The organism is Janthinobacterium sp. GW822-FHT07A03, from assembly GCF_058798815.1.
In genome coordinates this window covers 244,070-262,635 of record NZ_JBXAKW010000002.1, presented here as the reverse complement: position 1 = coordinate 262,635, position 18,566 = coordinate 244,070, and the positions used below count along the sequence as shown (strand labels likewise).

Sequence of the window (18,566 nt, the reverse complement as noted above, 5' to 3'; positions counted from 1 at the left end):
TCCCCATAAGGAACCCCACACGCATGCCCCATGACATCAGCCTGATCACCACCATCGCCGCCGCCCTCGGGTTCGGCCTCATCTTCGGCTTCATCGCCGCGCGCCTGAAACTGCCGGCCCTGGTCGGCTATCTGGCCGCCGGCATCATCATCGGACCGGCCACGCCCGGTTTTGTGGCGGATGCGGAAATAGCGGGACAATTGGCGGAAATCGGGGTGATGCTGATGATGTTCGGTGTCGGCCTGCACTTTTCCATCGAAGATTTGTGGGACGTGCGCAAGATTGCGCTGCCTGGCGCCATCCTGCAGATCGGCGTCGCCACGGCGATGGGCATGGGCCTGGCCCACTGGTGGGGCTGGACCCTCGGTGGCGGCCTGATCTTTGGCCTGGCCCTGTCCGTGGCCAGTACCGTGGTGCTGCTGCGCGCGCTGGAAGAACGGGGCATCCTCGATTCGCTCAACGGCCGCATCGCCGTCGGCTGGCTGGTGGTGGAAGACCTCGTCACCGTCTTGGTCCTCGTGCTGCTGCCGGCGTTCGCCAGTGTGCTAGGCGGCAAGGTCGCGCCCGATGCCGAGGCCGTCAGCCTGTGGCAAACCCTGGCCATTACCCTAGGGCAAGTGGCCGGCTTCATCGTCTTCATGCTGGTCGTGGGCCGCAAGCTGTTCCCGTGGATACTGTGGCAAGTGGCGCGCACCGGTTCGCGCGAACTGTTCACCCTGTGCGTGATCGCCGCCGCCGTCGGCATCGCCTACGCCTCGACCAAGCTGTTCGGCGTGTCGTTCGCGCTGGGCGCCTTCTTCGCCGGCATGGTGCTGCGCGAATCCGAACTCAGCCACCGCGCCGCGGAAGAGTCCCTGCCCCTGCGCGACGCGTTCGCCGTGCTGTTCTTCGTGTCCGTCGGCATGCTGTTCGAGCCGACCATCCTCATCGACAAGCCCCTGCAAGTGCTGGCCGTGTGCGCCATCATTATCTTCGGCAAGTCAATTGCCGCCTTCCTGCTCGTGATGGCGCTGCGCTATCCGCCGAAGACGGCCATCATCGTCTCGGCCAGCCTGGCGCAGATCGGCGAGTTCTCGTTCATCCTGGCCGCGCTGGGCCTGTCGCTGGGCCTGATGCCGCAGGAAGGGCAAAGCCTGATCCTGGCCGGCGCCATCCTGTCCATCGCCCTCAACCCGCTCGTCTTCAGCATGGCCAAGCCGCTGCTGCGCGTGATCGGCAACAGCGATTTCGCCCGCAAGTTCGAACGCACCACGGACCCGCTGGCCGAGCTGCCGATGACGGTGCCGCAGGAAAAGCTGTCGGGCCAGATCGTCCTCGTCGGCTACGGCCGCGTGGGCCGGCGCATTGCCGCCGCCCTGATGGAGCGGGGCATCCACTTTGTCGTGGCCGAGGAAAACCGCGAAATCGTCGACCAGCTGCGCAAGCAGGGCATCCCGGCCGTGGCCGGCAATGCGGGCGAGCCGGCCGTGCTGATCCAGGCGCACATCACGCACGCCACCATGCTCGTCATCGCCACGCCGGACACCTTCCACGTGCGCGCCATGATCGAGACGGCACGCGCGCTGAATCCCGCCATCCTGACGGTGGTACGCACGCACAGCGAGGAAGAGGCGGAATTGCTGCGCGCGGAAAACGCGGGCAAGGTGTTTATCGGCGAGCACGAACTGGCGAATGGCATGGCCGAGCACGTGCTGCAGAGTTTTGAGACGGCGAAGAAGGGCCACGGCGCGCACTAAGCCAGCGCCAGCGCTCTTTCCACCCAGCAAGCCTGCCCGCTTCCCAGCCGGCAGGCTTTCTGTTTACAGGCTGGCGGCCAGTTCCGCGCCTTCGCGGATGGCCCGCTTGGCGTCGAGTTCCGCCGCCAGCGCGGCGCCGCCGATCTTGTGGAAACGGGGGCCGCCCGCGACCAGCGGCTTGCCATCCTTGTCCGTTTCCGGCATGAGTTCCGTCAGGCTGTCCTGGCCCGCGCAGATGACCACGTTGTCCACCGCCAGCAGGCGCTGCTCGCCGCCCACGGTGATGTGCAAGCCCTGCCCGTCGATCTTGTCGTAGCTCACGCCGGCCAGCATGGCCACGCCGTTGCGCGCCAGCACCGCGCGGTGCACCCAGCCCGAGGTCTTGCCCAGCCCCGCGCCCACTTTCGACGTCTTGCGCTGCAACAAAAAGATTTGCCGCACGGGATGCGGCGCGGCAGGCGCCACCAGGCCGCCGCCCGTCGCCGCATTCAAGTCCACGCCCCACTCGCCCGCCCAGGTGGCCACGGGCTGGGGCAGCGGGTGCGCCGGGTCGTGCAATAAATACTCGCCCACGTCGAAACCGATGCCGCCCGCGCCAATGATGGCCACGCGCGCGCCCACGGGTTTCTTGGCTTGCAGCACATCCAGGTAGGACAGCACGGTCGGGTGGTCGATGCCGGGAATGGCCGGCAGGCGCACCTTGATGCCCGTGGCGATGATGACGTCGTCGTAGCCGCCGGCCAGCAATTGCTCGCGCGTGACGCGCTGGCCCAGGCGCAGCTTGATATTCGACAAGGCGATGCGGCGCGCAAAATAGCGGATGGTTTCCGTAAATTCTTCCTTGCCCGGTATCTGCATGGCCACCTTGAACTGGCCGCCCACGCTGTCGCTGCTGTCGAACAGGGTCACCTCGTGCCCGCATTCGGCCGCCACGGTGGCGGCCGACAGGCCGGCCGGCCCGGCGCCGACGACGGCCACGCGGCGCGGCACGGCCTTTTTCGCATAGACCAGTTCCGTTTCATGGCAGGCGCGCGGATTGACCAGGCAGCTGGCGCGCTTGTTGGCAAAGGTGTGGTCGAGACAGGCCTGGTTGCAGCCGATGCAGGTGTTGATCTCGTCCGCGCGGCCCGCAGCCGCCTTGGCGACAAAATCAGGGTCGGCCAGGAAAGGGCGCGCCATCGACACCAGGTCGCAGTCGCCCCGCTCGAGGATGGCGTTGGCTTCGTGCGGCATGTTGATGCGGTTCGACGCCACCACGGGAATCGTGACTTCGCGGCGCAGCCGGCCCGCCACGCTGGCAAACGCGGCGCGCGGCACCGAGGTGACGATGGTGGGCACCCGCGCCTCATGCCAGCCGAAACCCGTATTCAGAATCGTTACGCCCGCCTGCTCCAGGGCCCTGGCGACCGTCACCACGTCGTCCCAGGTATTGCCGCCCTCGACCAGGTCGAGCAGGGAATGGCGGTACATGATGATGAAGTTGGGGCCGACGGCGGCGCGGATGCGGCGCACGATCTCCACGGGCAGGCGCATGCGGTTCTCGATGCTGCCGCCCCAGCGGTCCTGGCGCAGATTCGTGCGCGCGCACAGGAACTGGTTCAATAAATAGCCTTCGCTGCCCATCACCTCGATGCCGTCGTAGCCCGCCTTTTGCGCCAGGCGCGCGCAGCGCACGTAGTCGCAGATGGTGCGCTCTATGCCCCGTTCCGTGAGGGGACGGGGGCGGAACGGCGAGATCGGCGACTTTTTTGCCGACGCCGAGACGACGAACGGCTGGTAGCCATAGCGGCCCGCATGCAGGATCTGCATGACGATCTTGCCGCCCTCCTCGTGCACGGCGCGCGTCACCTTGCGGTGGTTGGGCACGTCGCCGAGGAAATTGAGGGTGCCGCCGAACGGCAGCAGCCAGCCTTGCCGGTTCGGCGAGATGCCGCCCGTGACGATCAGCCCCACGCCGCCGCGCGCCCGTTCGCGGTAAAACGCGGCGAGCTTGCCATAATGATAAAAACGGTCTTCCAAGCCCGTGTGCATGGACCCCATGATGACGCGGTTGCGCAAGGTGGTAAAACCCAGGTCGAGCGGGGCCAGCAGATGGGGATAGGCAGTCATGGTGATCGGTCCGGTAAGGTGGTTGCAGGCCGTACGGTAGCAAGCATTGCCGCTCGCCGCAGCGACTTTCTCTAGACCGGGAGTTCTAAATCGCCCGGCGCGCCCGCCGGCGATGCGTACAGCTTGTGCCGGGAGGTACTTTCCCGTAGGCTAGGTGGCATGAAGCGACTCTTCCTCTGCCTGCTGATGCTGTGCGCCATCCCCGCTACCGCGCTGGCACAGGCGATACGCCTGGACAAGCTGAAGGTCGAGGTCAAGCGCATCGAGGTCGACGGGCAGCGCATGTATGAAGTCGATGCCAGCGGCAGCGTGCAGGCGCCGCCGGCCTCCGTGTGGAAAACCCTGACCACCTACGAGCGCATGAGCGAATTCGTGCCCGACCTCAGCTCCTGCCGCGTACTGTCGCGTAACGGCAATGAAGTCATCATCGAGCAGCAGGGCATGGCGCGCTTCCTGTTCATGAACCACCCCATCCACCTGGTGGTGCGGGCCACGGAAACGCCGTTCACGGCCATCGACATCGCCCTGATCTCGGGCGACATGCGGCATTACGAATCGCGCTGGAATTTATATCCGGTGCCCGAGACGGGCGGCACGCGCATCGTCTTTTCCAGCCGGCTGATGCCGGGCTTCTATGTGCCCGGCATGCTGGGCACGACCATGATACGCGGCGATATCGAGCGCATGATGGCGGCCGTGCTGGCGCGCATCGACAGCCAACATGCGGATAAATCAGGCTAACATTACGCCAGATACGTATCGCGGTCGCGGATTTCCGCGAAGTTTTCCAGACTGCCCAGTTTCACGGTGACGGGGTTCAGGCTGGCCTGCGGCTGCATCGAGCGCCAGGCGAACAGCCATTCCTGTTCGGGCGCTTCGGCGCGCGTCTTGGTAAAAGCGGCGCCCAGGGCGGCGCGCTGGCCGTATTCGACCAGGCCATCGATGCCTGCCCAGCTGGGCAAGGTGCGCTGCACGGCGCGGTGCAGGCGTTCGCCGAATTCTTCCGTATTGTGGATGATCAAACAAGCGTCGGCCGGGGCGAACAGGTCGAACAGTTGCTTGTCCCACACCTGGGAAAAGCTCAGGGTCAGGCAGTTGCCCGCTGGCGCCAGGCGGAACTGGCCCAGGCTCAAAGCCAGCTCGAGTTCGCTGCGCTGGCCGTAGCGGTGCAGGGTGGGGGGACGTTTGTAATCGTGCATGCTGGACTCGTTCTTCAATAGTAGGGTAGACCGGCGCGCCGCCTAGCGGGGCGGGCGGATATGGCGCCGGATGCGCTGGGCCGTTGCGGCCAGGTAAATTTCGCGCAGTAAATAAATAAAACAGCCGATCAGGCAAATCACGGCCAGCACAAAGAAGGCCGCGATGTATTTGTCCAGGGTCAGGTTCAGAATATCGCCCAAAAACAGCATGGCGATGATGACGCAGACGAAGAAACCGCACGCCGTGCTCAGCGAAATCGAATAATTGATCAGATGGGTACGCCGATACAGGGTATCTAGCTCATCCATATAGAAATCGTTGTAGCCGATGTCGAGCCGGTCTTCCAGCACGCGCGTGCGGTCGATGATGCGGCCCAGGCGGTTGGTCAGCACCACCAGCATGGTGCCGATACCGGTCAGCAGGAAAACCGGCGCAATCGCCAGCTGGATGATATGGCCGATGTCGCCGATCTGTATGTTCATGGATAAAAAGTCGTGGGTTCACACCGGCGCCCGACCCTGGCGCCAGCACAGGCCATAGTGTAGCAGGTGGCGCACGCCGGCTGGCCGCTTTGCCAACCGGCGTGTTGCAAGGTCATGCGAAGCCGCGCCCCGGCACGAAGCGCTCGGTGGCGCGCACCAGCGCCGAAGCGATGCCGTGCTCGAGCGCGCCATGGCCCGCGTCGGGAATCATTTCCAGCTGGGAACCAGGCCAGGCTTGCTGCAGGCGGTAGGCCGACAGCGGCGGGCAGATGGCGTCGTAGCGGCCCTGCACGATGACGGCCGGCAAATGCGCGATGCGCCCAATATTGCGGATCAGCTGGTCTTCCTCGAAGAAACCGAGATTGGCCATGTAATGCGATTCGAGCCGGCCCACGCCCAGGTCCAGCGCATCGTTCGGCGCATCTTCCGGCTGCGGCATCAGGTACACGCGGCGGCCCTCGAAGCGGCTCCAGGCGCGCGCCGCCGGCCAGTACACGGCCGGATCGCTGCTGAGGATGCGTTGTACGTAGGCCGCCAGCAGGTCGCCCCGCTCCTCGAGCGGAATGGGGGCGGCGAATTCCTCGTACAGTTCCGGATAGAACCAGCGCACGCCGTCGATGAACCAGTCGATTTCCGCCTGCGTGCACAAAAAGATGCCGCGCAGCACGAAGCCGAGGCAGGCTTCCGGATGCGCCTGGCCATACGCCAGCGCCAGGGTCGAACCCCACGAGCCGCCAAACACCAGCCATTGGGCGATGCCGAACTGGGCGCGCAGGCGCTCGATATCGGCGATCAGCAGCTGCGTCGTGTTGTTGCGCCATTCGCCCAGCGGCGTGGACTTGCCCGCGCCGCGCTGGTCGAACAGGATCACGCGGTAGCGCTGCGGATCGAAGAAGCGGCGGTGCTGCGGCGACAGGCCCGCGCCGGGCCCGCCATGCAGGAACAGCACGGGAATGCCGTCGGGGTTGCCGCACTCTTCCCAGTAAATGGTGTGGATGTCATCGACCGCCAGCATGCCGTGCCGGTTCGGCGTCAGGGCGGGAAACAGGGGGGACAAAGAATCGGGCATGGCGGTCCTTGGAATGGCGGTCAGGGCGCCAGGCACGATTCCTGGCAACTGTTCCAATTATAGTGCGCCGCCGCCGGCTCAGGCCAGCAGCAAGGGCAGGCGGTTCGACGACTTGATTTCGCGCATCGACAGGCTGGACTGGATTTCCGCCACGCCAGGCAGGCGGCGCAGCACGGTCGAGACGAATTCGCCATACGCTTCCAGGTCGCGCGCCACCACTTGCAGGAAGTAATCGGCTTCGCCCGCCACATTGTGGCACGACAAGATTTCGGGAATCGTCGCGATGGCTTGCTCGAACTGCGACGGCTGCTCGCCGCCATGGTTGGCAAACACGACCCGCACGAAGGCCACCAGGCCGATACCCAGCTTCTTGCGGTTGAGCAAAGCCTGGTAGCCGGTAATAAACCCTTCTTCTTCCAGGCGGCGCAAGCGGCGCCAGACGGGGGTTTCGCTCAGTTTCAAGCGCTCGGCCAGGCGCGCATTCGACAGCCTTCCTTCATCCTGCAACAGCCTGAGTATCTGCAAATCGGTGGCGTCGAGGCTAACTTCTGAAATTTTCATCTAATTTTTGTTTTTATAGGAGTGGAATCTACCCGAATACTAGGGCATGCAGGGCAGGAAAAGCAAGCACATTTCATCGTGGCAAGAACATAATGGGGCCCGGCGAGCAGGCTGCAGCGTGCGCATGCTCCCGCTTTTCTTTTCGACTGGCCCATGTCCGATTCTACCTTCCTGATGTACCTGCTGGCACTGGCCGGCGCCTTTTTATTGCCGGGCCCCGACATGGCGCTGGTGCTGGCGACGGGCGCCGCGCGCGGCGTGGCCACGGCGCTGGTGACGGCCGTGGGCATCGCCGGCGCGCGCGCCGTGCACGTGGCGCTGTCGGGCGCCGGCCTGGCGGCGCTAATGGTGACGCATCCGCAAGCCTTGCAGTGGGTCAAATGGGCGGGCGCCGCGTATCTGCTGTACCTGGCGCTGCGCCTGCTGCAGTCGGCCCTGTCCACCAAAATGGCCCAGGAAACCGCCGCCCCCGCCACGGCGCACAGCGCCCGCGCCAGCCTGGTGCGCGGTTTCCTGACGAATCTGCTCAATCCGAAGGCACTGTTGTTTTGCAGCATGTTCCTGCCGCAGTTCGTCGCCGGCAGCGATAGTGTCGGCATGCAATACCTGCGCCTGGGCGCCATCCTGGTGCTGGTGGGCCTGCTGTTCGACGCCATCTACGCCGTGCTGGCCGCGCGCCTGGCGCGCCGCCTGCGCGGCAAACCCTCGCCTTACGGCAAGTTCGTGCTGCCCACCGTCTTCGTGCTGCTGGCCGGACGGCTGGTGCTGGGCTGAGCTGTCGGCGGCAACGGCGCGCCGCCGGCAAAGAAGGCGGGGTAATCGTTCAGCAGGCGGCGTTCCAGGTCGTTGACCTTGCGAAATTGCCGCAGGGCCGGCGCCATGGCCCGCCCCGCATCCCAGCTGCGCCAGGCATTGGCCGCATCGAACTGCGCCAGCAAGGCGTCGCCCAGGTCCTGGTACACGGCCGCCATCTGCGGTTTTGCCTGCAGCACTTGCAGATACAAGGCCGTCGCTTGCGGCCATTGCCCCAGCTTGGCGCGCAAATTCCCCTCGAACAAGGCCAGCACGGGCTGCGCCATCCCCGTTTGCGTCCTTAACTCTTGCACGGCGGCCAGCGCGGCCGCGATACCCTCCTTATCCTTGGCCAGCAATCCCCGCGTCAAATCATGGATGGGCTGGCATGCCTGCATGGCCAGCTGCTGCTGCGGCGTGAGCTTTTCCACCAGCGCACCCGTGGAAAAATGGTCTTCCAGCATGGTCAAAAAAGCCTCGAAGGGCTGGTCTGCGGCAAAGAGCTTTTCCGCTTCGGCCCGCAGCGCGGGATGGACCTGGGGTCCCGGCGGCGGCAACCGCGCCGCCTGCGCCAGCACGCGCTCGAGCGGGGGCGCATCGGCCGCCAGCGGGCGGGGCCGGTAGGCGGACAAGGTATAGGTAGCCGGTGCAGCCACCGTCATGGCGCTGATGCGGAAATGGCGCGTGAGCTTGCCGCCCACTTCCTGGTAGTGCAAGGTGAAGTCGGCGGGAATGCGCTTGCCGTCGGCCAGCATCTTCAGCAGCAGCGGGTGGCCGCCCCAGGTATAGCGCAGGTACTGGGCAAAGGCCGTGGCATCGTCGCCGCTGACGGGGCTGCCGGCTATCCCCAGGCGCAGCAAGGGCTGCCCGTCGAGCGACCACAGCACGGCGCCGTCGAGCACCTGCGGCTGCAGTGCGCCGCGCCGCCTTGCCACCGGCACGGACAGCGCTTGCTCCTCGTACACGGGCGGCGTGACATGGGCCTGCAAGCCGCCCGCCTGGAGCACGCCGGCCAGGCCCTTGCGGTGCCCGATCTCGACATGGCGAAAGCCCGCCACGTCGAACAGCGAATACGTGTCGTAGGTGGACGCCGCCATATCGATGACGTGGCGGCGGCGCGCGGCGAAATCGAGCACGGACAAGCGATTTCCATCACGCACGCTCAGGTAATGCGGGCCCAGCACGACATCGTTTTCCTGCGTATCGCGCGCGGGCAGGCTGGTTTTCACGCCGGGCTGGTTGACGCGCTCGGTAACCACCGTGACGTGGAAGGCGACGCTGGCCTGGGCTGCACTGGCGCCCAGGAAAAGGATGGCGGCCACGCTGGCGCGGCGCAAGGCAGGAACAAGAGGCATGGAGAATGATGCGGTGAAGAAATACTGATTCTAAGGCAAAGCACGCGCTTGTCCCGTTTTGCTGGCAAGCATAAAAAAAGACAGCCGCAGCTGTCTTTTTTGTTGTACCTCAATACCGATTACGACATGTGCTGGCCGCCGTTGATCGAGATATTCGCGCCCGTGACGAACGCTGCCTCATCGGAAGCCAGGTAGGCGACCAGGCCGGCCACTTCTTCCGGCTTGCCCAGGCGCGCCATCGGAATTTGCGGGATGATTTTGCTGTCGAGCACTTCCTGCGGAATCGCCATGACCATCTTGGTGCCGATGTAGCCCGGCGAGATGGTGTTGACGGTGACGTTCTTGCGCGCCACTTCCAGCGCCAGCGACTTGGTGAAACCGTGCATGCCCGCTTTCGCGGCCGAATAGTTGGTCTGGCCGAAAGCACCCTTCTGGCCGTTCACGGACGAGATATTGATGATGCGGCCCCAGCCGCGTTCCACCATGCCGTCGCAGACGGGCTTGGTCATGTTGAAGACGGAGTCGAGGTTGGTGCCCATCACGGCATCCCAGTTCGGCTTGTCCATCTTCTTGAACGTCATGTCGCGCGTGATGCCTGCGTTATTCACCAGCACGTCGACAGGACCGATGTCCTTTTCCACGGCAGCCACGCAGGCGGCGGCCGAATCGTAGTCGGCCACATCGCAAGGATAGGCCTTGAAGTCATAACCCATGTCCTTGGTCGTCGCCAGCCAGTCAGCGACCTTCGGATTGCCCGGGGAATATGTGGTCACCACGCGATAGCCGAGCGCCGCCAGCTTGAAACACACCGCTTCGCCCAAACCGCCCATGCCACCAGTTACCAATGCAACTCTTGCCATTTTCATCCCCTCAGTGTCGTTCTGTTGCTAAAAAGTTAATTATTTAAATAAAGCAGTCCAAAACTGCCGCATGACGGCGGCGTACCGCGCCGTACCCAAGCGTAGCGAGCGGCGATGATTTGTGGCTAAGAAGCGCAACCGTGCACTGGCACGGTGAGCATCGCAGGCCGCAAAGCGCGCCGCGCGGTAGCTTGGGTGCGGCGCTAGCGATTAATCCCGCTCGATCGCCAGGGCGACGCCCATGCCGCCGCCGATGCACAGTGCGGCCAGGCCTTTCTTGGCGTCGCGGCGGATCATTTCGTGGATCAGCGTGACCAGGATGCGCGCGCCCGAGGCGCCGATCGGGTGGCCGATGGCAATCGCGCCGCCGTTCACGTTGATCTTGCTGGTATCCCAGCCCATTTCCTTGTTGACGGCAATCGCTTGCGCGGCAAACGCTTCGTTGATTTCCATCAAGTCCAGCTCTTCATGCGTCCAGCCGGCTTTTTTCAGGCACAGACGCGATGCGGAGACGGGGCCCATGCCCATGACGGCCGGGTCCAGGCCCGACGAAGCGTAAGCCTTGATGCGCGCCAGCGGCTTCAAGCCCAGTTCCTTCGCTTGCGAGGCCGACATCATGATGACGGCGGCGGCGCCATCGTTCAGGCCGGAAGCATTGCCGGCCGTGACGGTGCCGTCCTTGGCGAACGCGGGGCGCAGGCCGGCCAGCGATTCCAGGGTCGAACCGGGCTTGATGTATTCATCGCTGTCGAAGACCACCGTGCCTTTTTTATTCGCGATTTCCAGCGGCAGGATTTCATCCTTGAACTTGCCCGCTTTTTGCGCCGCTTCCGCCTTCAGTTGCGACTGCAGCGCGAATTCATCCTGCTCGGCGCGCGTCACCTCGTATTTCTTGGCGACGTTTTCCGCCGTGATGCCCATGTGGTACTGGTTGTACACGTCCCACAAGCCGTCGACGATCATGGTGTCGATCATCTTGAAGTCGCCCATGCGGAAACCGTCGCGCGAGCCGTTCATCGCGTGCGGCGACGCGCTCATGTTTTCCTGGCCGCCGGCGATGATGATGTTGGCGTCGCCGCACTTGATCGCTTGCGCCGCCAGATGCGTAGCCTTCAGGCCGCTGCCGCACACCTTGTTGATGGTGAATGCCGGGATGGAGCTGGGCAAGCCAGCCTTGATGACAGCCTGGCGCGCGGCGTTCTGGCCGACGGCAGCCGTCAGCACCTGGCCCAGGATCGCTTCGCCGATCAGGTTCGGGTCGATGCCGGTTTGTGCCAGCAAGCCCTTGATTACATGCGCGCCCAGTTCGGACGCAGGAATCTTGGCCAGACTGCCACCGAATTTGCCGACTGCGGTACGGCCGGCGGCCACGATTACGACATCATCCATTTATTTCTCCGATATGCAGGCCACGAGGGCCAAGGTCAAGGTGTTAATACAATCCAGTGAATCCGGGAAGACACAGCAAGCTGCGTTTCATTCTAGCGCGGCATGCGCCGCAGTTCCAGCGCCGCACCGCAGGCGGCGGCGATGACAGCCTGCTTGCGGCGGCGGCGGGCAACCTGGCGCGGCGGATAGCCGCTGCCGGGCTGCAACACGCTTAGGCCTGGCGCGCAGGACGCGTGTTTTTATTTTTATCATACCCTTCATCGGCGCCGCCGAAAGTGGTTTTTAGAAAATTATTGAAGGGAATAATCAGAGGCACAGGCGTTTGCTTTACCACCTGCAACAGCTCGCCAAATTTTTGACGCGATGCAGCAAACTCACCCTTTGTCACGGTATCGAATTTCTCTTGGGTTTCTTGGGCAACATCCTTTGCCTGGCGGTTATATGCACCGATGCGTTCGATGGCCAGTTGCGACTGCGTGCGCGACAGTTGCAGCAGCGCTTGCGGGTCCTTCACGGACAGCAGCTGATTGCCCGCCACCGTAGCGGCAGCCAGCGCCGCACGGGCCGCGTCGAGCTGCAAGTCCAGCACGCTGGCGCCGCTGTCGACGGCAGCCTGGGCATACGCTTGCGCGCTGATCAATTGCGCTTCCACCACGGCCTTGCCGGCGAGTGCCCATTGTTCGGAAAATGAAAACATGTCGTTCCTCCCCAAAGAGTAGGCGGCGCCATGTTGCGCCGCACAGTACTCAACTGTAAGCGGTGGTTCATTGCTGAACCTTGATATTTATCAAGGTTTCCTGTTGGTTTGTTTCCAATTCAACGTTGATCAGGACAACAACTTGATACCGTCGAGCGAGGCCGCGCACTGTTCGCGTATCACGCTGACGAAATCGCGCACATACGCCTTGTCCTGCAACTGCTCCGGCACGGACACATACAAATCGCTCCACAAGCCGTGCTCGCCCACCGGGCGCGCCACCACATAATCGTAGTCGACGTAATTCTTGATGGCCCAGTTCGGCAAGGCGGCGATGCCGCGCCGGCTCGCCACCAGCTGCAACACGGCCACCGTCAGTTCCGCCGTGCGGCGTTCAAACTGGATGCCGGCCGGCCGCAGCACTTCGCGGATCAGGTCGATGCGCTCTTCCGGCACGGGATAGGTGATCAGGGTCTCGCCCGTAAAATCGCTCGCCATCAGGCGGCGCTGCGCCTGCAACCGGTGCTTCTGCGCCATCACCACCAGCATTTCAAAGCGGAACAGGGGAAACACGGTGAAATCGGGGCCGTACGGCGAGCCGATCACGAGGTCCGCCTCGCCCGAGCGCAGCAAGTCCGCCGGTTCGCTGTGAAAACCCGACACCAGGTCGATTTCCACTTCCGGCCAGCGCTGGCGGAACGCATCCATCACGGGCATGAGCCAGTCGAAACAGGTATGGCATTCGAGCGCCACGCGCAGCTGCCCCTTGTCGCCCTGCGACAGGCGCGCCACGTCGCGCTCGGCCAGCTCGATCTCGGGCAGCAGCTTGTCGGCCAGGGCCAGCAGCCGGCTGCCCGTGGCCGTAAACGCGATCGGCATCGACTTGCGCTCGAACAAGGGCGCGTTATAGCGCTCTTCCAGCAAACGGATCTGGTGCGACAGCGCCGACTGCGTCAGATTCAGCAATTGCGCGGCGCGCACCAGGCTGCCGGAGGAACGCAAGGCACTCAGGGTGCGCAGGTGGCGGATTTCTAGCATCGGGAAAATGGGTGATGTACGTGAATTATTTTCATGTTATTCGGAAAAATGTTTCGTTTTGATTATAAATCAAGTTGCCGCACACTCTAGCGCATTCACATGAAATCTCGATGACATCATGACCATTCGTACGCACATCCTTGGCTTGCCCCGTATCGGCGCCGCGCGCGAACTGACACTGGCGCTGGAAAGCCACTGCCGCGGCGAGATGTCCGAGGCGGCCCTGGAAGAGGTCGGCAAACAATTGCGCGCGCCACTGGGCGCAGCAACGCGACGCCGGCCTCGACTACGTCACCGTGGGCGACTTCGCCTTCTACGATCAGGTGGCCAGCCATATCCAGCTGCTGGGCTGCGAACCGGCGCGTTTTGATTTTGACGCGCAACAATCGCCGCTGTCGCGCCATTTCACCATGACGCGCGGCGGCACCAGCCAGGCGCAGCACGCCGGCCGCAGCCACGGCCATGCGCTGGAAGTGAGCAAGTGGTTTGACACCAATTATCATTACCTGGTGCCCGAATTGTCGCCGCAGACCCGCTTTTCGCTGGCTGGCGAGCGCCTGCTGGCGGAAGTGGCCGAGGCACAGGCGCTGGGCCACCAGGTCAAGGCGGCCCTGATCGGCCCCCTCACCTTCCTGTGGCTGGGCAAGGAAAAGACGCCAGGCTTCGAGCGCCTGGCCCTGCTGGAACAGTTGCTGCCCGTCTACGGCGCCCTGCTCGACCGATTGAAACAGCAGGGCGTGACGTGGGTGCAGCTCGATGAACCGATCCTGGGCCTGGACTTGCCGAATGCGTGGCGCAGCGCCTTCGAAAGCACGTACTGGCAGCTGAACCAGGTGGGCGTGAATATCCTGCTGGCCACGTATTTCTCGCCGCTGGAAGAAAATCTCAGCCTGACGTGCCGCCTGCCCGTGGCCGGCCTGCACGTGGACGGCATCCGCGCGCCGCATGAACTGACCAGCGTAACGGACTGGCTGCCCGCGCATAAAGTCTTGTCGATCGGCACGCAATATCTGGCGCACCGACCTCGACGCGGCCCTGGCCGTGCTGCAGCCGCTGGCGGCTTTAAGAAATATGGTCGCGGCGGCGTAGCAGATGCGGGCCGGATAAGCGCAGCAGTACCGTCCTGTCTGCTGCGCCAAAGCGCCATGGGGAAACGGAGGCGACTGCGATGCTGCAGCCATTCCCGCTTTCTCACATGAAAGACTGTTCTTATATCGGCCTCAGCCAGGACATTGAAAAGCCATGTCAAATAAGTATGTGATTTGCCAGCCTTTTTTTCCTTGGCCGATATATATTCGGGCATGCTCCCTGCACCATCCCCGGTAGGAAGACAGGGCATCCCTGTTATCCGAAAAATCCGTCCATTGGGTATTTTTTAACGCCTCGTCGATTTCTCCGACATCTGGTTCTTTACTTAGCAGGCACGTCTCCGCAATCACCCCGCCACTGGCGCCCCTACAGTCAACAATATAGTCGTGCAGTGACGTTCCCTGTATTTTGAGCGAAAGATATAAATTTTTCGTCGATGGTGCTCTATATTTCTCTTGGAGTAAAAGTAGGGACATTAAAATTAAAACAAACAAGAACCCGAAAATATTCTTTTTCATCTTGCAAAGCCATGCATTTTTATTGTTGTGCCTGCGGAAGGCAAACCTTCCATTTCAGACGATGATTTCTTGCGAGGACTTCCCCCCACCAGATAAGCTGCATTTGTTCCATTATTAATGTTATCACAAGCAATCTAGGGTGGAGACGGTGCAGCAGATGCGCGCCGCTTGATCCTGGAACAGCGCCGTCAGGGCGCATTCTCGGCTGCTTTCGGGGCGCCGCCCGTTTTTTTTGACAGGAAGTAGGTGTTGCCCTGCGGAATAGCACGCGCCGGGCCCCTGACGCTGATTTTTTTGCAGTAGAATGCAAGAAATTTACTGCTCCCATTGTTGCCGTACGGAACATCTGGCCTGCCGCAGTTTCACTTTGATAAATGTTTATGTCCAAAAGCCCGTCGCAGAAGCCTATCGAAATCAAGATTTCCACTGTCGTTGCAGTCTCCGCCATTCTGCATAGCGCCGATACGCAGGCACTCGATGCCGCCTTGCGCGACATGACGGGAGGCGTGGCGGACTTTTTCGAGGACGACCTGGCCGTGCTGGACGTGGCGGCCTTGCCGCCCGGCAGCGCCCCCATCGACTGGGCCGCCCTGGTGGCCCTGCTGAAAAAATACCGTTTGAATGCCGTGGCCGTGCGCAATGCGCCGGCCGACATGCATGACGCCATCCTGGCACAAGGCTTGAGCCTCGACAGCGGCAAGACGCGCGACGATGCGCCGCCCAAGGATGGCCCCAGGGATATCCCCACGGCGGCCGCCCAGGCGGGCGCCGACGCGCAAGTGATGGTGATCGATACGCCCGTGCGGGCCGGCCAGCGCATCTATGCGCGCGGCTGCGACCTGATCATCACCGCCGTCGTCAACAATGGCGCCGAAATCATCGCCGACGGCAGCATCCACGTGTATTCCTCGCTGTACGGCCGCGCGCTGGCCGGCGCCTCGGGCAATCCCCAGGCGCGCATCTTCGCGCTGGCCATGGAACCGGAACTGGTCTCGATCGCCGGCGTGTACCGCACCTTCGAGGATGGTTTCCCCGCGGAAATGGCGCGCGGACCCGCGCAAATTCGTTTGGCTGGAGACAGAATCGATATACACTCTGTCAATCCGGTCACTCCCGTGAACCGCTCTTAAGCTGCACAATTCAAGAGATATCTGAAAAGGATTATTTGTGGCAAGAATTATTGTTGTGACGTCCGGCAAGGGCGGTGTCGGCAAGACGACCTCTAGCGCCAGTTTTTCCACTGGCCTGGCCATGCGCGGCCACAAGACAGCCGTGCTCGACTTCGACGTGGGCCTGCGCAACCTCGATCTGATCATGGGTTGCGAGCGCCGCGTCGTCTACGACCTGATCAATGTGATCAATAAAGAAGCGACCCTGAACCAGGCCTTGATCAAGGACAAACACTGCGACAACCTGTTCATCCTGCCCGCGTCGCAGACGCGCGACAAGGATGCCTTGTCGGAAGAAGGCGTGGAACGCGTGTTGAACGACCTGATCAACATGGGTTTCGAGTTCATCATCTGCGATTCGCCGGCCGGCATCGAGCATGGCGCGCTGATGGCGCTGACGTTTGCCGACGAAGCCATCATCGTCACCAACCCGGAAGTGTCGTCGGTGCGTGATTCGGACCGCATCCTCGGCATCCTGCAAGCCAAGTCGCGCCGCGCGCAGACGGGCGGCGAACCGGTGAAGGAACATCTGCTGATCACCCGCTACTCGCCGAAACGCGTTGAATCGGATGAAATGCTGTCCTACCAGGACGTGCAGGAAATCCTGCGCATCCCGCTGGTGGGCATCATTCCGGAATCGGAGCAAGTGCTGGCCGCCTCGAACCAGGGCAATCCGGCCATCCATTTCACGGGCACGGACGTGGCGCAAGCCTATGAAGACGTGGTCTCGCGCTTCCTCGGCGAAGAGGTCGAGTTGCGCTTTACCAACTATGAAAAGCCTGGATTACTCCAGCGCATTTTTGGGGCGAAGTGATATGGCCTTGCTTTCTTTCCTCTTCCCCCCCAAGCCGAAGACGGCGACCGCGGCCAAGGAACGCCTGCAGATCATCATCGCCCGCGAACGCAGCGGACGCGATGGTCCGGACTTCCTGCCCGCCCTGCACAAGGAATTGATCGCCGTCATTTCCAAGTACACCAAGGTGAATGCCGACGACATCAAGATCTCGCTGGACCGCCAGGGCAACCTGGAAGTCCTCGACGTGAACGTGGTGCTGCCGGACGCGTAAGGTCTACTCCGGCCTGACCGTGAGCAATTCCTGCGCCACCGCGGCGCAGGCATTCACGTGCTGGTTGCCGATCTGGCGGAATACGGCGTAGCCGATGGCTGCCGCCACCGCCTGGCCGGCGAACGGCACGAAGCGCGCCACCTGCTTGGTGGCAATCTTGACGCCACTGCGCTTGAGCAGGTGGAGGATCAGTTCGCGCGACACTAACTTTCCTACCAGCATGCCGCCCATGCCCACCGCCGCGCGGTAGGCCATCATCTTGAACTGCGGGTTCAGGCGCTCGATCTGCTCGGGCGTGAGGCCGAATTCGTGGTTGATATCGTTGATCAGCATGGAAAACAGCCCGACATCCGACATCAGGTCGATGCCGGGAATGGGGATGGCCGAGGCGCCGGCCGACATCATGGCGCGCCGCTGCACCAGGCGCCGGCAACGCTCGCGCACTTGCTCGATTTCGGCATGACTGGCCGGTATCAGGGTCCAATCGGTAGTACTCTTGTCTGGCATGGCCGCTTCTCCGCTAGTAAGGGGTAGATGACCAAGTGTAACGTAAAGGGTCTGCCCTCCGATTTCACTGGACACAGTTGCAATCTCTGTTATATTTCACTTGAGCATTCCTTAACATTACGATAAGCAGAGCAGACCGTCTGTTTGTTGCTACACACTCCAGCCAATTATGCGAATTGCCGTACTCGATAGCGACCATAGCCAGGCAGAACTGATCTGCCAGGTGCTCACCGCCGCCGGCCACGCTTGCCACGAGTTTCAGAGTGGCAAGGAAATGCTGGGGCAACTGCGCAAGGACAGTTGCGACATGCTCATCCTCGACTGGCATGTGAGCGATCTGGACGGTGCGGAAGTCTTGCGCCGTGCCCGGGAAAAACTGGCGCCGAAGGCACCCGTGTTGTTTATGACCAACAGTTCCGGCGAAGACGACGTGGTGGCGGGCATGACGGCCGGCGCCGACGATTACATGATCAAGCCCCTGCGGCGCAGCGAACTCACCTTGCGCACCCAGGCGCTGCTGCGCGTGGCGTACCCGGCCCAGAATGGCGCCGAGTACTTGCAATTCGGTCATTACACGTTTGAAACCCGCCCCGGCCGCCTGTTGCGCGATGGCGAAGTGCTGGACGTGACGCACAAGGAATTCGCCCTGGCGCTGCTGTTTTTCCGCAACCTGGGCCGGCCCCTGTCGCGCGCCTACATCCACGAAGCCGTGTGGCAGCGCGACACGGCCCTGCCCTCGCGCACCATGGATACCCACGTCTCGCGCGTGCGCAACAAGCTGCAGCTGAAACCGGAACACGGCTACCGCCTCGTGCCCGTCTACAGCTACGGTTATCGGCTGGAAAAACTGGGCGGCTGAACGGCGGCAAACGGCTGACCTGCTCAAAGCGCGGGCACAAAGCGTTATAATGTCGCCATAAGTCATCCA

Annotated in this window: 19 protein-coding genes and 1 pseudogene; 8 read left to right on the top strand and 12 right to left on the bottom strand. The window is 62.7% G+C overall.

Translation table 11 applies throughout. The annotated features are described in order from the left end of the window. Positions 1-23: 23 nt before the first annotated feature. Positions 24-1,736, top strand: a complete 1,713-nt coding sequence (locus AC1RJW_RS07255; protein WP_475416963.1) for a cation:proton antiporter domain-containing protein — start codon at positions 24-26, stop codon at positions 1,734-1,736. 63 nt (positions 1,737-1,799) lie between these two features. Here the strand turns inward: AC1RJW_RS07255 and AC1RJW_RS07250 are convergent, their stop codons facing one another. Next, the gene (locus AC1RJW_RS07250; RefSeq protein ID WP_493044392.1) at positions 1,800-3,845 is read right to left on the bottom strand and encodes an oxidoreductase; all 2,046 of its coding nucleotides are present in this window, start codon (positions 3,843-3,845) and stop codon (positions 1,800-1,802) included. Positions 3,846-4,004: 159 nt separating this feature from the next. Here AC1RJW_RS07250 and AC1RJW_RS07245 point away from each other — a divergent pair, with 159 nt between their 5' ends. Further along, the gene (locus AC1RJW_RS07245; RefSeq protein ID WP_493044391.1) at positions 4,005-4,586 is read left to right on the top strand and encodes an SRPBCC family protein; all 582 of its coding nucleotides are present in this window, start codon (positions 4,005-4,007) and stop codon (positions 4,584-4,586) included. A 2-nt stretch (positions 4,587-4,588) separates the two neighbouring features. Here the strand turns inward: AC1RJW_RS07245 and AC1RJW_RS07240 are convergent, their stop codons facing one another. The 4 genes from AC1RJW_RS07240 to AC1RJW_RS07225 form a co-directional block, all read right to left on the bottom strand. Beyond that, the gene (locus AC1RJW_RS07240) at positions 4,589-5,044 is read right to left on the bottom strand and encodes a hypothetical protein (RefSeq protein ID WP_034752899.1); all 456 of its coding nucleotides are present in this window, start codon (positions 5,042-5,044) and stop codon (positions 4,589-4,591) included. A gap of 42 nt (positions 5,045-5,086) precedes the next feature. Then, entirely contained in the window at positions 5,087-5,527 is a 441-nt protein-coding gene (locus AC1RJW_RS07235) for a DUF2721 domain-containing protein (protein WP_034783716.1), read from the bottom strand. 112 nt (positions 5,528-5,639) lie between these two features. Further along, positions 5,640-6,596, bottom strand: coding sequence for a prolyl aminopeptidase (gene pip, locus AC1RJW_RS07230; protein WP_493044390.1), 957 nt, complete (start codon positions 6,594-6,596; stop codon positions 5,640-5,642). A 78-nt stretch (positions 6,597-6,674) separates the two neighbouring features. Continuing rightward, complete coding sequence (locus tag AC1RJW_RS07225; protein WP_034752896.1) at positions 6,675-7,157, bottom strand: Lrp/AsnC family transcriptional regulator; 483 nt, start codon at positions 7,155-7,157, stop codon at positions 6,675-6,677. Positions 7,158-7,310: 153 nt separating this feature from the next. On the opposite strand from AC1RJW_RS07225, the gene AC1RJW_RS07220 reads away from it, so the two are divergent. After that, positions 7,311-7,931 carry a LysE family translocator gene (locus AC1RJW_RS07220; protein ID WP_493044389.1) on the top strand — a complete coding sequence of 207 codons (621 nt, stop codon included), beginning with the start codon at positions 7,311-7,313 and terminating at the stop codon, positions 7,929-7,931. Here AC1RJW_RS07220 and AC1RJW_RS07215 read toward each other — a convergent pair. The 5 genes from AC1RJW_RS07215 to AC1RJW_RS07195 all read right to left on the bottom strand — a co-directional run bounded on the left by AC1RJW_RS07215 (position 7,868) and on the right by AC1RJW_RS07195 (position 13,288). Next, positions 7,868-9,304, bottom strand: a complete 1,437-nt coding sequence (locus AC1RJW_RS07215; protein WP_493044388.1) for a hypothetical protein — start codon at positions 9,302-9,304, stop codon at positions 7,868-7,870. The genes AC1RJW_RS07220 and AC1RJW_RS07215 overlap by 64 nt on opposite strands. Positions 9,305-9,423: 119 nt before the next feature. After that, positions 9,424-10,164: an acetoacetyl-CoA reductase gene (phbB, locus tag AC1RJW_RS07210; protein WP_099377910.1), complete on the bottom strand. Its 741-nt coding sequence runs from the start codon at positions 10,162-10,164 to the stop codon at positions 9,424-9,426. Positions 10,165-10,374: 210 nt separating this feature from the next. Continuing rightward, a complete protein-coding gene (locus AC1RJW_RS07205) occupies positions 10,375-11,553 on the bottom strand; it encodes an acetyl-CoA C-acetyltransferase (RefSeq protein WP_034783723.1) in 1,179 nt (392 codons plus the stop codon). A gap of 211 nt (positions 11,554-11,764) precedes the next feature. Further along, positions 11,765-12,250 carry a phasin family protein gene (locus tag AC1RJW_RS07200; RefSeq protein ID WP_493044387.1) on the bottom strand — a complete coding sequence of 162 codons (486 nt, stop codon included), beginning with the start codon at positions 12,248-12,250 and terminating at the stop codon, positions 11,765-11,767. 129 nt (positions 12,251-12,379) lie between these two features. Next, positions 12,380-13,288 carry a LysR family transcriptional regulator gene (locus tag AC1RJW_RS07195; RefSeq protein WP_493044386.1) on the bottom strand — a complete coding sequence of 303 codons (909 nt, stop codon included), beginning with the start codon at positions 13,286-13,288 and terminating at the stop codon, positions 12,380-12,382. A gap of 118 nt (positions 13,289-13,406) precedes the next feature. Between AC1RJW_RS07195 and AC1RJW_RS07190 the strand changes: the two are divergent. Continuing rightward, positions 13,407-14,350 (top strand): annotated as a pseudogene (locus AC1RJW_RS07190) (5-methyltetrahydropteroyltriglutamate--homocysteine S-methyltransferase); the annotation flags it as partial. 158 nt (positions 14,351-14,508) lie between these two features. On the opposite strand, the gene AC1RJW_RS07185 reads toward AC1RJW_RS07190, so the two are convergent. Beyond that, positions 14,509-14,895, bottom strand: a complete 387-nt coding sequence (locus AC1RJW_RS07185; protein ID WP_493044385.1) for a hypothetical protein — start codon at positions 14,893-14,895, stop codon at positions 14,509-14,511. 380 nt (positions 14,896-15,275) lie between these two features. Here AC1RJW_RS07185 and minC point away from each other — a divergent pair, with 380 nt between their 5' ends. The 3 genes from minC to minE are packed head-to-tail and all read left to right on the top strand — an operon-like array spanning position 15,276 to position 17,131. Continuing rightward, the gene (minC, locus tag AC1RJW_RS07180) at positions 15,276-16,025 is read left to right on the top strand and encodes a septum site-determining protein MinC (RefSeq protein WP_493044384.1); all 750 of its coding nucleotides are present in this window, start codon (positions 15,276-15,278) and stop codon (positions 16,023-16,025) included. 37 nt (positions 16,026-16,062) lie between these two features. Beyond that, a complete protein-coding gene (minD, locus tag AC1RJW_RS07175) occupies positions 16,063-16,878 on the top strand; it encodes a septum site-determining protein MinD (protein ID WP_034752889.1) in 816 nt (271 codons plus the stop codon). 1 nt (position 16,879) lies between these two features. Continuing rightward, positions 16,880-17,131, top strand: coding sequence for a cell division topological specificity factor MinE (minE, locus tag AC1RJW_RS07170; protein ID WP_034752886.1), 252 nt, complete (start codon positions 16,880-16,882; stop codon positions 17,129-17,131). Positions 17,132-17,134: 3 nt separating this feature from the next. Here the strand turns inward: minE and AC1RJW_RS07165 are convergent, their stop codons facing one another. After that, positions 17,135-17,638, bottom strand: coding sequence for a YcjF family protein (locus tag AC1RJW_RS07165; RefSeq protein ID WP_230540179.1), 504 nt, complete (start codon positions 17,636-17,638; stop codon positions 17,135-17,137). A gap of 169 nt (positions 17,639-17,807) precedes the next feature. On the opposite strand from AC1RJW_RS07165, the gene AC1RJW_RS07160 reads away from it, so the two are divergent. Next, positions 17,808-18,497 carry a response regulator transcription factor gene (locus tag AC1RJW_RS07160; RefSeq protein WP_046681910.1) on the top strand — a complete coding sequence of 230 codons (690 nt, stop codon included), beginning with the start codon at positions 17,808-17,810 and terminating at the stop codon, positions 18,495-18,497. Positions 18,498-18,566: the final 69 nt, after the last annotated feature.

Excerpts from the sequence above, each read along its gene's own strand:
- pip (WP_493044390.1), bottom strand. The coding sequence starts at position 6,596 with ATGCCCGATTCTTTGTCCCCCCTGTTTCCCGCCCTGACGCCGAACCGG.
- AC1RJW_RS07160 (WP_046681910.1), top strand. The coding sequence starts at position 17,808 with ATGCGAATTGCCGTACTCGATAGCGACCATAGCCAGGCAGAACTGATC.
- AC1RJW_RS07200 (WP_493044387.1), bottom strand. The coding sequence starts at position 12,250 with ATGTTTTCATTTTCCGAACAATGGGCACTCGCCGGCAAGGCCGTGGTG.
- AC1RJW_RS07240 (WP_034752899.1), bottom strand. The coding sequence starts at position 5,044 with ATGCACGATTACAAACGTCCCCCCACCCTGCACCGCTACGGCCAGCGC.
- phbB (WP_099377910.1), bottom strand. The coding sequence starts at position 10,164 with ATGGCAAGAGTTGCATTGGTAACTGGTGGCATGGGCGGTTTGGGCGAA.
- AC1RJW_RS07215 (WP_493044388.1), bottom strand. The coding sequence starts at position 9,304 with ATGCCTCTTGTTCCTGCCTTGCGCCGCGCCAGCGTGGCCGCCATCCTT.
- minE (WP_034752886.1), top strand. The coding sequence starts at position 16,880 with ATGGCCTTGCTTTCTTTCCTCTTCCCCCCCAAGCCGAAGACGGCGACC.
- AC1RJW_RS07235 (WP_034783716.1), bottom strand. The coding sequence starts at position 5,527 with ATGAACATACAGATCGGCGACATCGGCCATATCATCCAGCTGGCGATT.
- AC1RJW_RS07185 (WP_493044385.1), bottom strand. The coding sequence starts at position 14,895 with ATGAAAAAGAATATTTTCGGGTTCTTGTTTGTTTTAATTTTAATGTCC.
- AC1RJW_RS07255 (WP_475416963.1), top strand. The coding sequence starts at position 24 with ATGCCCCATGACATCAGCCTGATCACCACCATCGCCGCCGCCCTCGGG.
- AC1RJW_RS07165 (WP_230540179.1), bottom strand. The coding sequence starts at position 17,638 with ATGCCAGACAAGAGTACTACCGATTGGACCCTGATACCGGCCAGTCAT.
- AC1RJW_RS07220 (WP_493044389.1), top strand. The coding sequence starts at position 7,311 with ATGTCCGATTCTACCTTCCTGATGTACCTGCTGGCACTGGCCGGCGCC.
- AC1RJW_RS07225 (WP_034752896.1), bottom strand. The coding sequence starts at position 7,157 with ATGAAAATTTCAGAAGTTAGCCTCGACGCCACCGATTTGCAGATACTC.
- AC1RJW_RS07245 (WP_493044391.1), top strand. The coding sequence starts at position 4,005 with ATGAAGCGACTCTTCCTCTGCCTGCTGATGCTGTGCGCCATCCCCGCT.
- AC1RJW_RS07195 (WP_493044386.1), bottom strand. The coding sequence starts at position 13,288 with ATGCTAGAAATCCGCCACCTGCGCACCCTGAGTGCCTTGCGTTCCTCC.
- AC1RJW_RS07250 (WP_493044392.1), bottom strand. The coding sequence starts at position 3,845 with ATGACTGCCTATCCCCATCTGCTGGCCCCGCTCGACCTGGGTTTTACC.
- minC (WP_493044384.1), top strand. The coding sequence starts at position 15,276 with ATGTCCAAAAGCCCGTCGCAGAAGCCTATCGAAATCAAGATTTCCACT.
- AC1RJW_RS07205 (WP_034783723.1), bottom strand. The coding sequence starts at position 11,553 with ATGGATGATGTCGTAATCGTGGCCGCCGGCCGTACCGCAGTCGGCAAA.